The organism is Aquimarina longa SW024, from assembly GCF_001401755.1.
Lineage (GTDB): Bacteria > Bacteroidota > Bacteroidia > Flavobacteriales > Flavobacteriaceae > Aquimarina > Aquimarina longa.
The window spans coordinates 64,799-78,217 of the sequence record NZ_AVQK01000010.1; the positions used below are offsets into that span (position 1 = coordinate 64,799).

Annotated in this window: 9 protein-coding genes; 7 read left to right on the forward strand and 2 right to left on the reverse strand. The window is 31.3% G+C overall.

Annotated elements, in window-relative coordinates:
- Positions 1–6 precede the first annotated feature (6 nt).
- The 3 genes from N456_RS00165 to N456_RS00175 all read left to right on the forward strand — a co-directional run bounded on the left by N456_RS00165 (position 7) and on the right by N456_RS00175 (position 4,762).
- On the forward strand, positions 7–2,388 hold the full coding sequence (locus N456_RS00165) for a TonB-dependent receptor (protein WP_082422378.1): 2,382 nt from the start codon (positions 7–9) through the stop codon (positions 2,386–2,388).
- A 31-nt stretch (positions 2,389–2,419) separates the two neighbouring features.
- Positions 2,420–3,766 (forward strand): DUF4374 domain-containing protein, encoded by a 1,347-nt coding sequence (locus N456_RS00170; protein WP_062052649.1) that lies wholly within the window; start codon positions 2,420–2,422, stop codon positions 3,764–3,766.
- Between the two features lie 339 nt (positions 3,767–4,105).
- Positions 4,106–4,762, forward strand: coding sequence for a class I SAM-dependent methyltransferase (locus tag N456_RS00175; protein ID WP_082422379.1), 657 nt, complete (start codon positions 4,106–4,108; stop codon positions 4,760–4,762).
- Positions 4,763–4,789: 27 nt separating this feature from the next.
- On the opposite strand, the gene N456_RS00180 is transcribed toward N456_RS00175, so the two are convergent.
- Both N456_RS00180 and N456_RS00185 read right to left on the reverse strand, forming a co-directional pair.
- Positions 4,790–5,203 (reverse strand): DUF6691 family protein, encoded by a 414-nt coding sequence (locus N456_RS00180; RefSeq protein WP_062052651.1) that lies wholly within the window; start codon positions 5,201–5,203, stop codon positions 4,790–4,792.
- Position 5,204: 1 nt separating this feature from the next.
- A complete protein-coding gene (locus N456_RS00185; protein WP_062052652.1) occupies positions 5,205–5,762 on the reverse strand; it encodes a YeeE/YedE family protein in 558 nt (185 codons plus the stop codon).
- A gap of 570 nt (positions 5,763–6,332) precedes the next feature.
- Here N456_RS00185 and N456_RS00190 point away from each other — a divergent pair.
- The 4 genes from N456_RS00190 (at position 6,333) to N456_RS00205 (ending at position 13,154) form a co-directional block, all read left to right on the forward strand.
- Positions 6,333–6,554: a hypothetical protein gene (locus N456_RS00190; RefSeq protein ID WP_062052653.1), complete on the forward strand. Its 222-nt coding sequence runs from the start codon at positions 6,333–6,335 to the stop codon at positions 6,552–6,554.
- A gap of 816 nt (positions 6,555–7,370) precedes the next feature.
- Entirely contained in the window at positions 7,371–10,580 is a 3,210-nt protein-coding gene (locus tag N456_RS00195) for a SusC/RagA family TonB-linked outer membrane protein (protein ID WP_062052654.1), read from the forward strand.
- Between the two features lie 10 nt (positions 10,581–10,590).
- Entirely contained in the window at positions 10,591–12,045 is a 1,455-nt protein-coding gene (locus N456_RS00200) for a SusD/RagB family nutrient-binding outer membrane lipoprotein (RefSeq protein ID WP_062052655.1), read from the forward strand.
- 74 nt (positions 12,046–12,119) lie between these two features.
- Positions 12,120–13,154 (forward strand): alkaline phosphatase family protein, encoded by a 1,035-nt coding sequence (locus N456_RS00205; protein ID WP_240315456.1) that lies wholly within the window; start codon positions 12,120–12,122, stop codon positions 13,152–13,154.
- Positions 13,155–13,419: the final 265 nt, after the last annotated feature.

Consider the following 13,419-nt stretch of genomic DNA (forward strand, 5'->3'; position numbering starts at 1 on the left):
ATTGTAATGTCAGTGTATATTTTTAGAAAAAATAGTTTTTTGTTTTTTCTGTTTATTGGAATGTTAGTTTGTAATGCTCAGTATAGCATAACAGGAGTAGTTTTAGATCAAAACTCTAATCCAATTACAGAAGCTTCTATACAGGTGCTAGAATTAAAAAACAAAGGGACAGTAAGTGATTTTGATGGGAAATTCAAAATAGAAACCCCTTCTGGAGTTTATACTTTAAAAACTAGCTTTATAGGTTTTAAGGATCATATAAAAAAAATAGAAGTAGATGATTCAAAAACTACATTTATAACTATTGTATTACAAGAAGATATTAAACAATTAAGTGATGTTATTGTAAAAGGAAAATCTAAAGCCCAAAAAACAAGAGAAAAAGCCTTTGAAGTAGAGGTTATAGAAACTAAAGAGCTTAAAAATGTAAGCGCTGATATCAATGCTATATTAACAACAATTCCTGGAGTAAACATACGACAGAAAGGAGGATTGGGATCTGATTTTGAGTTTTCTATGAATGGTTTGTCAGGGAAACAGATAAAATTTTTTATGGATGGTATTCCTTTAGAGAATTTTGGGAGTTCGTTGTCTCTTAATAACTTTCCTGCCACCTTAATAGATCGAGTAGAAGTTTTTAAAGGTGTTGTGCCGATTTATCTAGGAGCCGATGCTCTAGGAGGTGCTGTAAATATTATAACGAATCAGCGCAGAAATGATTTCTTAGATATATCCTATGATGTAGGATCTTTTAATACACATCGGGCTACAGTAAATGGACAATATTATAGCAAAAAAGGATTTACAGTACAACTATCATCATTTTATAATTATTCTGATAATGATTATGAAATTGATGATATCGAAGTACGAGATGCATTAGGTAACGATACTGGGGTTAGACTTAATAATGTAAGACGATTTCATGATGCATATAATTCTCAGATGATTACTGTAAAAGCAGGAGTAGTAGATCAGTCTTTTGCTGATCGATTATTGGTAGGAATTACTACCTCTGCGAATAAAAATGAGATACAGCATCCTATAGATCCACAAAATCCTTTTGGAGAAGTGTTTACTAAAAATGATGTGATTAATGCATCAATCATTTTTGAAAAAGCAAATATGCTCAAAGAACGATTAAAAGTAAAACTCTATGCTTCCATAGGTCAGAATAATGATAAAGTAGTAGATACTTCTGCACGAAAATATGATTGGTTTGGAGGTTTTGAAGAGAGAGTGGATCAAAGTTTAGGAGAATTTGAATTTAATAAAAGCCTATTTGAATTTAAAGATGATACACATATCATTAATGCTTTTGTGAACTATAAACTTAGCGATTATAGTACACTTAATTTTAATTACACTAAAAATTATATTAAAAGAACAGGTAAAGATCCTGCAAAAAAAATTAGAGTAGCTTTTCAGGATCCTCATATTTTAGATAAAAACATACTTGGGTTATCATATGATATGAGTTTATTAGATACAAAGTGGAATACTACACTATTTGTTAAGGGATTTTATCTAAACTCAGAAGCGATTATCGAAGATGAGTTTGTTAACGAAGAAACAGAACGTTTTACAAAAACGAATAACACATTAGAAGAGTTAGGATATGGATTTGCATCAACGTATAAATTCTCTGACTATTTTCAGATAAAAGGATCGTTTGAGAGGACATTTAGAATCCCTGAAGGATATGAAGTATTTGGGGATGGACTGTTATTAAAATCAAATCCAGAACTATCACCAGAGAAGAGCTATAATGCTAATCTTGGATTTCTCCTAAAAGCCACTATTCATAAATTTAAACTGAGTTTTGATTCGAATATTTTTCTTAGAGAATCAGAAAACTTTATAGCTATTAAGTCACAAGGGATTTTTTCTAGGTTTTTTAATACTGCAGATGCCAGAAGTACTGGAGCAGAAGGAGAAATCAAAGCTATATATAATGATGCCTTGTTTGTAAGCCTAAATGCAACGTATCAAAATATTATAGACCGCGGTGTTGGAAAAAGTACAGGATCAAACTCTTTACAAAATCAAAGAATTGCAAACATCCCATATTTATTTGGTAATGCTAGTATTGGATATAATTTAAAAGATTTATTTTCTATAGAAGATCAGCTATCAATATCTTGGAGTTCTTATTATGTACATGAATACCCTTTAGACTCCTATGTAGAGGGAAATCCAGAGGATAGATTTAAAATATTAGAGCAATTTTCACATAATGCTCAGTTAGGATATTCTTTTAAGAAAGGAACCTATAATATATCCTTACAAGCTAGAAATATATTGGATGCTAAAGTGTATGATAATTTTGATATACAACAACCAGGTAGAGCTTTCTATGTAAAATTAAGATACTATTTAACAAATTAACAAGAACACTAATTATAAAATCACAGTCATAATGAAAATCATAAATACAATTAAATACCTACTCTTTTGTAGTATAATTACTATAGGTACTATTTCCTGTAGTAGCGACGATAATGAAGCAATAACTCCTTCAAAACCAAAACCAGAACCAGAATCAAAATCTATTTCTAAATATGTAGTAGGTTTTCAGGCAACTCCTGTAGGTCAGGCAGCCGCGGTAGATTATATTTTAGAATTACCATCACTAGAGTCTCTTACTACTGGTGAAATATCGGTAAAAGGACAAGGAATCCCTCTAAAAGGATGGAGATTTTTTCATAGTGTAAAAAACACCGTTTTTACTGCGGGATATTCTAAAGATGATAAATGCATAGCATATCAGTTAGATGAGAAAGGGAAATTAAAAGAAAAAGCAAACTTTTCCTTTGCATCCACTTTAGATAATTATGCTGCGATTGATGACAAAACATTACTTGCAGTAGAATTAAGTGCTGCATTAGCAGACCCTAAAGCTACTTCAGTACCAGATAGAAGTTTTTATGTTGTAGATGCAGAAACAGGAGCAGTAAAAAAAATAGAGACACATCCTATAGATAGTAGTATGGGAGATGGAACTAAAACTAATCCTGCTTACATCCCTTGGGTAACAGGAATGGTACTAAGAGATGGAAAACTTTTTATTTCTTATCACAAACTTTTTCCTGATGGAAAATATGTTCCTGTTGGAGTAAATAAAGCATATGTAGCAGTTCTTAAATATCCAGAATTTAAATTAGAAAAATTAATTGAAGATGACAGAACTAGTAGTATAGGTATCAATGGGCATAGTACAGGTATTGAAAAAACTGAAAATGGTGATATATATTCTTTCTCCTCATCATCTAATACAGCTGCTGTTACTGGTGCTACAAAACCTTCAGGGATTTTGAGAATTAAAAATGGATCCTCAGAATTTGATAAAGACTATTTTTTTGATGTAGAAAAAGCAGCAAACGGAGGAAAACTATTTTGGATGGATTATGTAGGAAATGGTAAGGCTGTTGGTAGAATTGTTTTAGATGATACTCTAGGAGCATGGGGAGTATTTAAAGAACAAGGAAGCTTCTTTAAATTAGTAATTCTTGATTTGGTTAACAAAACGATAACTGATGTACAAGGAGTACCAGCTCATGCGAACAGATACACTTCACCTATGTTTGTAGAAGGAGGAAAAGCATATTTAAGTAGTCGTGTAGGAGAAGCTATAGGCAAGAATGGCGAAAATGCAGATACAGGAGAAACACATGTATATATTGTAGATCCAGAGACTGCTAAAGCAACTAAAGGTGCAAAAGTACAAGGATTGGCTCTTAAAGGGATTTTTAAAATAACTAACTAGTCTATTTATTTTTAATAAAAAACACTCTCCTAACAATTTTGTTAGAAGAGTGTTTTTATAATAATAAGAAAAGAACAATCAAAATAAAAGTATTGTTTATAAGTAGACTTTTAAAAGATACAGAAGTTATTGTTTTTATAGAAGGAGGGTTGGTCAAAAAAAGTGAAGACAGATAAAGGAGGAATGATAACTTTTAAGCAACCTTTTTTTTAACTTAATATGTAATTAAAGCAGCACACGAGAATATAAAAAACCAGAAACATATGATAATGTCCTCTATCAATTTACGTAGCATTGTGCAGTACGTGTAATTAATTGATTTTTAGTAAATAATATAGAATGATGACCGAAAAAGAATTAAAAGCACTAGCATCTCAATTAAGCTGTCCAAAAGGAGATTTTGGGCTAGAGGTTGCAGAAAAAATGAATCATACAAATTCGGGAATGATTCTTAGTACAATTTATAATTTAGATCTTCAGAAGAATGATCAAGTATTAGAATTAGGGCATGGTAATGGTAATCATATCTCTGAAATTCTAAAACAAGCAACAAAAATATCTTATTTTGGGTTAGAAATTTCAGAATCAATGAAAGCTGAGTCAGAGAAGAATAATACAGAATTTATCAAAAAAAATCAATCAGAATTTACACTTTATGATGGGAATACACTTCCTTTTGTAGATGCTTTTTTTGATAAAATAATGACTGTTAATACACTTTATTTTTGGAAAAAACCAACCTCTTTACTAAAAGAGATGTATAGGGTTTTAAAAGTAGGAGGTACATGTTCTATAACCTTTGCCAGTATGAGTTTTATGAAAACATTGCCTTTTGTAGATTCTCATTTTGAACTATATGATGCACATAAAATTAAAACTTTAGCAAGTAAAGTGCCATTTACGTCTATCGAATTGATAGATAAAAATGAACTTGTAGAGAGTAAAGCAGGAGAATATGTAAATAGAGAGTATATCATAGCTAAATTAACTAAGTAATTTAAGATTATTTCTTCTTTAGAGCTTTTAATGAGGTAATTTTTTTTGTAGTAAGCCATATATATAAGTACCTAGTATTGCTGCTATGATAACGATAACCATAGGTAAAAAACCAACTCCGATTAAAGTAAACATAGGTCCAGGGCAAGCACCTGCTAAAGCCCAACCTAACCCAAAGATAATACCACCAATCATATAACGATAAAAACTTCTATTCTTTGGAGGGAAATTAATTTTTTCGCCATAAAACGATTTAACGTTAAATCGTTTTATAAGTTGAACCATAATGATTCCTATACTAAGTGCAGAACCAATTATACCATACATATGAAATGATTGAAATTTAAACATTTCATAAATACGAAACCAAGAAGCAGCTTCTGATTTAAACATTGTAATACCAAAAAGAATGCCGATAATAAGATATATAAGTGTTCTCATATTAAAATAATAAAGGAAATAAAAAATGAATCATTATAATACCACCAATAAAAAAGCCTATAACAGCAATTAGAGAAGGGACTTGTAAATTGCTTAAACCAGATATAGCATGACCAGAAGTACAGCCACCAGCATATCTTGTCCCGAACCCAACAAGTAAACCTGATACGATTAATATGATAAGGCTTTTTACATTAGTTAATGCATTTAGATCAAATAAATTGGATGGGAGATATGCATTTCCAGCATCATTAAAACCTAAATTTTTAAGATCAGATATGGTTTCTTGACTAATAGCTACGGTTGTATCCGTAGATAAGAAGTTTGAGGCAATAAAACCACCAATGATTGTGCCTATTACTACAATTAAGTTCCATTTTTGGGTTTGCCAATCAAATTTAAAAAAATCTACTTTTTTATCAGCACCACAGATAGTACACAGAGTTCTAAGATTCGATGACATACCAAAATTCTTACCCACCATAAGAAGTAAAAAAAGTATTAATGCAATCATTGGTCCCGATATATACCAAGGCCAAGGTTCATAAATCCAATTCATTTGTTTTCATTTTTTACAAAGGAATAGGAATAAAAGAAAACAGTCAGTAACATTTGTTACCAATGGTTTTGTTTTTCTAAAAATATATTTTGTTGTAAGAAATACCTAGTGTCAGTTTATCTAAATATTTGGAAGCGAAAATAAATGAGAAGTTTTAGAAACTATAAAATGATCTCTATCTATTACAAACATTAGCTATAGTTAACTTATATTATATCACTATATAGTTTGCAAATAAGAAAAATGACGAAATGCTACCCCTTATTTTTTAAATAGTAATTGAAATAAGACAGAAAGTCAGTAAAAAATGTATTTTTGCAATATTCTTTTTTATGGCATTAAAATTGATAATTTTTCGGAAAATATAGAGTGAATTTCATCTATTTCTGTTATATTACCTTTTAGATGCACTCAAAAATAATAAAAGAAACTATTTTTGCTGTTATCTTTCTTAAAATAAGAACGATTAAATAGGTATAGTTAATTAAAAAAAAGAGCTAGACAAGTAATTAACAATATTTATTTTTTTAATATTGATTACGCAATTTGTAGTTTTAATAAAAAGTATATATGGAATTGATAGAAAAAGCTTTAGAGTTCGAAGGAAGAACTATGAGTAATATGACGACAAGTGATAGAGTAGAAGCTTCTAGAGAAGCTAGAACACTTATCCTAAGTTTGAATGAAATTTATAAAGAAACCAAAGATTCAGAAATTATGGATCTGATGAAACTTCTTACAGCTAAAAAACGTAAAATAGAGAAAAGATTAAAAGGAGGACCTGTTACATAATACAATGTGTATCAGTATAAGCTATGGCTATTTACTGAAAAGAAAGAGTAATTACAGAACAATAAGATAGATACAAATAACATATTGTAAAATTATTTTTTGTGATTACTTTTAAAACGTATTGATCTATACTCTTAAATCATTTAGATATAATCTCTACTACATAAAAGTATAACACATTTATTTATACTAATAAGGATATTGAATAGATGAAAGATTTAATTTAGTTCTGTTATCTATGACTATTTCTTAGATGAAATAACTCAACTTTCTTTATAGTAATTTCAAAAATTAAACAGGGGATACCACTTGTGTCTTAAAAACATGAATCCAAATCAATTTGTTATAAGAATTGATTTGGATTTTATACTTTAAATTGTCTACAATAAAAGAACACTGGTTAATCCACATTTATATCTTTTCCAGATTAATAATAAAAGCTCCTTTATATATGAATAGAAGAAGTTGATATGCATTTATTATAGTATTCCGAGCATTTTTGTGTACACTAATTTATTATATTAACTATTTTTTACACACACACATATATATTCTATAAAAATAGACAACCATAAGCTACATATATTTTTTCTCGGATAAAGACTTAGGATCTCTTTTTATCCTCAATTAGTTATAAAACATCTCGTTTCTTCTTTACTGATATTGTAGCTAAGATTTAGTTAATCTTTTTAACGTTAGATTTACGATTTGGGCGTAGTATGTTAATGATTATATAATATTGATTGTTTACAAATAATAAATATTATAAGCATTTTTGGGTTATATATTCACTATTAGTAAAATTTAAACTCAAAAATGAAAAGTTCACTAACACTTTTTTTAGTACTATTTTACTTTTTTTCTACGGTAGTCAGCAGTCAGGAATCTAGTATTAAAGGAATAATTACAGACGGTCAAAGCCCACTTATGGGAGCAAGTATTATACTCCAAGAGACTCAAAATGGAGTAGTAACAGATTTCGATGGTAATTTTGAAATAACAGCTATTAAAGAAGGACAATATACGGTTATTGTTTCTTACATAGGTTTTGAAAACAAGGTTATTACAGTTACTACTAATCCTAATGAAACTAAAGATTTAGGAAGTATAGCACTTACTGCTTCGGCAGAATCTTTAGATGAAGTTGTAGTTACAGCTTTAGGTATAAAGAAAGAAAAAAAACGATTAGGATATGCAGTACAAGAAGTACAAGGAGATGACCTCACCACAGCACGAGAAACAAATGTAGTCAATTCACTATCAGGTAGAGTTGCAGGAGTTCAGATTACAGGCGGAGGCTCAGGAGTTGGTTCTACATCATTAATTACAATAAGAGGAGAAGGGTCTCTAACACCAGGAAAAAACTCTCCATTATTTGTAGTAGATGGTATTCCTATAAATAATGAAACCATTAGTGATCGATCAGAAGGGAACTTAGAAACAGATTACGGTAATGGAGCCCAAGATATTAACCCTGATGATGTAAAATCTATTACAGTTCTTAAAGGACCTAGTGCTACAGCACTTTATGGATCTCGTGGACTCAATGGAGTAATTTTGGTAACGACCAGATCTGGAGAAAAAACAAAAGGATTAGGGATTAGTTTTACACAAAACATAACGTTTGAAGAAGCATTAAGAATACCTAAGTATCAAAATCAATATGGACAAGGTGCAGGAGGAGAATTTTCATTTCTAGATGGATCAGGAGGGGGTACTAATGATAATATAGATGAAAGTTGGGGACCAAGATTAAATGGGCAATTAATACCCCAACATGATAGCCCTACAACTAGTGGTTTTAGAGCAGGAGATTTTGCAGTACGACCAAGAAATGCAGATGGTAGTTTTGCAGATCAGGTTATAGCGACACCTTGGATTGCTAATTCTGGTAATATCGAAGATTTTTTTAGAACAGGATCAACCGTAACTACAAATTTAGCGCTAACAGGCGGAAATGAATTAGGTAATGTTAGGCTTTCTATAACGAATTTAGAGAGTGAGGGTATCTTACCTAATACCGATTATGATAGAAGAACCTATGCATTAAATGGTTCTTATAATTTAGCAAAGTGGTTAAAAATTTCTTCATCTGTTAACTATGTTAATAGTAAAAGTAGCAATCGACCTAACAACTCGTATGGTACAGAAAATATAATGTATTTATGGGTTTGGTTTGGTCGCCAGATTAATATGAATTCATTGCGTAATTATTGGCAACCAGGATTAGAAGGTAGACAGCAGTTTAACTACAATTACAACTGGCATGATAACCCATACTTTACATTACATGAAAACACTAATGCATTTGATAAAAATAGAATATTTGGAAATGCCAGAGTAGACATCAATATAACGAAAGATGTATCACTAATGCTACGTTCAGGAGTTGATTATTTTGGAGAATTAAGAGCTAGTAAACGTGCATACAGTACACAACGATTTGCAAAAGGGCAGTATAGAGAGGATGATATTTTCTTTAAAGAACAGAATACCGATTTTCTTTTGCAGTATACTAAAAACCTACATGAGGATTTTACAATGGGATTATCTCTAGGAGGTAATATAAGAGAAGAAGAAAGACGCTATAAGAGGATTAGTGCAAATTCATTATCAGTACCAGGAATTTATAACTTTGAAAATTCAGCAGAGCCATTAGCAAAAAAACAATTTAATAGCAAGCGTAAAATCAACTCATTATATGCCTTTGCTAATTTTTCATATAAGAATCTATTATTTTTAGATATTACAGGTAGAAATGATTGGGCTAGTACTCTAAAAAAAGGAAACAACTCTTATTTTTATCCATCCGTAGGACTTAGTGCTATTGTATCTGATATGGTAGAATTACCAGAGGTATTTTCTTTTGTAAAATTACGAGGAGGTTGGGCAGTTGTAGGTAATGATACAGAGCCTTTTTCTTTAAAGAACACATTAGAGTTTAGTACTCCCGTAGGTAGCTATCCAGCAGTAAATGCTCCAAAAGTGTTTAAAGATGAAAACCTAAAACCGGAAGAAGCTACTTCTATAGAATTAGGAACAGATATACGTTTCTTTAATAATAGATTAGGTTTTGATGTTACGTATTATAAGTCTACAGTAAAAAATCAAATTCTAAAACTACCCGTACCTATTACATCAGGTTTTACTTCTAGAATTATCAATGCAGGTGAGATAGAGAATACAGGTATTGAAGTTGTTGTAAATGGAACACCTATAAAGACATCAAGTGGATTTACGTGGGATACCAATATTAATTTTGCAAGCTCACGAGGTAAAGTAAAATCATTGATAGACAATTTAAAGAGCTATGATATTTCTTCTAATTATGTTAATGTACAAGCCAGAGTAGGAGGTAGAATGGGAGATATTTATGGTACTGGATTTGTTACAGTAGATGATCCTAATAGCGAGTTTTTTGGTCAGGTAGTACATAACGAAAAAGGATTCGCAGAGCGTGATCCAACCTTAAAAAAATTAGGAAATTACAATCCAGATTTTACAGTAGGTTGGCAAAATACATTTAGTTACAAAGGATTCAATTTTGGATTTTTGTTTGATTGGAGACAAGGAGGAGAGATTATGTCTAGGACAACCTTAATCGGAGGTACCTCGGGGATGATGGATTTTACGGCAGTAGGAAGAGAAACAGGTATTGTATCACAGGGAGTTATTAAAAATACAGATGGTAGTTATCGTAGAAATGATGTAACTCTTTCTGGAAGAGATTATTACTGGTGGCGTTACAACCGTAATAATGAAGAAGTAGGAATATTTGACGCTTCTTTCTTAAAATTACGAGAAGTACGTATAGGGTATAATTTTCCTAAGAAAATCCTTAGAAAAACAGCAATACAGAGTCTATCTGTATCACTAGTAGGAAGGAACCTAGCACTTTGGACAGAGAATCCTCATTTTGATCCAGAAACAGTTTCCTTTAACGGAGGAGTAATTGTACCAGGAGTAGAGGATATGGCATTACCAAGCTCCAGAAGCTATGGACTAAATCTAAATGTAACATTCTAAAGTAAAAAAAATGAAAAAATATATAACATTAGGCATTTTGTTACTATTACTAATAGTATCATGTACCAACGATTTTGAGGAAACGAATACAAACCCTAATCAGCCAGAAAAAGTAGGTTCAGATTTACTGTTGTCTAAAGCGATTTTTACCGTTGCTAACAGAGCAACACAATCAGGATGGGATAGAGGAAATACAGTAGCACAATTAACAGCAAAAATTAATTTTACAGGTTTTGATCGTTATGAGTGGAACTCAGAATCTGCTTTATGGGATGAGTACTACGGTATTCTTCCTGAAATAGATATTATCTTAAGAAATTCTTTAAAAGCAGAAACTAGAAATACAACTTATGAAGGAATCGCTTTAATACTAAGATCCTATGTATTCTCTATACTAACAGACAACTGGGGTAATATTCCCTTTTCTGAAGCAATAAAAGGACTGGATGGAAATTTTACCCCTAAGTATGATAGTCAACAAGAAATTTATACAACAATCCTTAAAGATTTAAAGAAAGCTGTAGCTCAGTTATCCTTAGGACAATCAATTGTAATTTCAGGGACAATAAATGGAGGAGATATCTTATACCAGGGAGATACTGATAAATGGATAAAATTTGCTAATTCATTACAACTACGTTATTTATTAAGAATCTCTAACAAGATAGATGTTGCTACAGCAATAAAAGAGATCGTAGATAGTGGATCTTATATAACAACTAATGCAGATAATGCTATGGTACCATATCCAGCAACAGCGCAGACCGATTCTTGGCCTATAAGTACATCTCGAGTAGGTAGTTTTGATGAGCATCGTCTGAGTCAAACTAGTGAGACGATTCTAAAAAAGTTTAATGACAAACGTTTATTCAAATGGTTTCAACCTACAGATAATCCAGATGATGACCCAAATCTTTATACAGGTCTTACGAATGGATTAAGTGAGGATAATGCCTCAAATTTTAAAGGAGGGGCAAAAAATGTTTCCAGAGTTAATAAAGCCTATTTTTATGATTCTCCTAATAGTGTAAAAGCAGCAATGATACAATCAGCAGAAGTACATTTTATTCTTGCAGAAGCTGCTCAACGTGGATGGATTGCAGCTGATGCAAAAACATTATATGAAACAGGGATACAGCACTCTTTTGAGCACTGGGAAGTAGATCAGGATATTAGTGCTTATACTACACAGCCAGGGGTAGCATATGACGATACATTAGAAACGATTATAACCCAAAAATGGCTCGCATCATTTTTAGTAGGTTTTGAAGCATGGTATGATTTTAGAAGAACGGGGTTGCCTACTATAATTGTTCCAGGACCTGATAATGTCAATAGTAATCAAGTACCTGTGCGGTTCTTATACCCAGACAGTGAACAGACACTAAATAGTGATAACTATAAGCAAACTGTTTCTGAAATAGGAGGAAATACAATCAATATAAAAGGTTGGTGGGAAAACTAATCCATAGGATACGAATTATGAAAAAGTATATCATATTATGTATTTTAACCTTGTGTCAATTTAGTTCTAAAATAATGGCACAAGAGAAGAATACTCCAAAAATTGTTCTCATCACGATAGATGGATTACGTTGGCAAGAACTATACAGTGGAGCCGATCCATTGCTAATCACTAATAAAGATTACGTAAAAGATACCACAAAATTAAAATCAGATTTCTGGAGATCAACACCAAAAGATAGAAGAGAAGTTTTGATGCCTTTTTTCTGGAAAACCATTGCTGCAAAAGGTCAATTATACGGTAATAGAAGCATAGGTAATAAGGTAGACCTTACAAATGAGATGTGGTTTTCATATCCTGGTTATAACGAGATTTTAACAGGAGTTGCTGATGATAAAAATATCAATAGTAATGATAAGATAAATAATCCAAATAAAACAGTACTAGAAATCGTAAATAATACATCAAAATATAAAGGAAAAGTAGCAGCTTTTGGGAGTTGGGATGTGTTTCCTTATATCGTTAATGAAGAACGCTCTAGAGTTCCTGTTAATGCAGGTTTTGAAGAAGCAAAAGGTGATAACTTAAGTCAGAGAGAATTATTTTTAAACCAGTTGCAAGAACAGATTCCAAGTCCGTGGAGTTCTGTACGGTTAGACGCGTTTACACATCACTATGCAGTAGAATATATGAAAAAAAACCATCCAGAGTTAGTATATATTGCCTATGGAGAAACAGATGATTTTGCTCATGATGGTGATTATGCGGCATATCTTAAAGCAGCACATAATACTGATAGTCTAATCAAAGAATTGTGGGAGTTAACACAGCAAGACACTTTTTATAAAGATAATACAGTGTTTATAATTACTACAGACCACGGTAGAGGTACTGATCCTCTAGACACTTGGAAAAGTCATGGAGCAAAGATAAAAGATGCTGGGCAAGTATGGATTGCTACATTTGGAAAAGGAATAACAACCTTAGGAGAAGTAAATGATACAACGCAGTTGTATAGTAATCAAATTGCAGCTACCGTTGCTGCCATAATGAAGGTGAAATATACTGTCAAAAAAGCAGGTAAACCTATTCGAAGTATAATCAAATAAATTGTAAAATAAGACATATAATTAGTTTCTTTTTATCCTTGTTTTTTTAATAAAACATGATGCGAATTATAAGAGCTATATTCTAAAAAAAACAGTTTAAAAAAGACCTTTTCATTAATTTGAGAGGTCTTTTGTTGTTTTAGTGCAGTTTTAATCTTATATGTTTGTGGTTTAGCCACATACGAGTAATTGTATTTTTGAATTACATTTGAACTATACTAAATGAATTTTCAAAAACTACTTTATAAAGAAGGTAGATTTTATA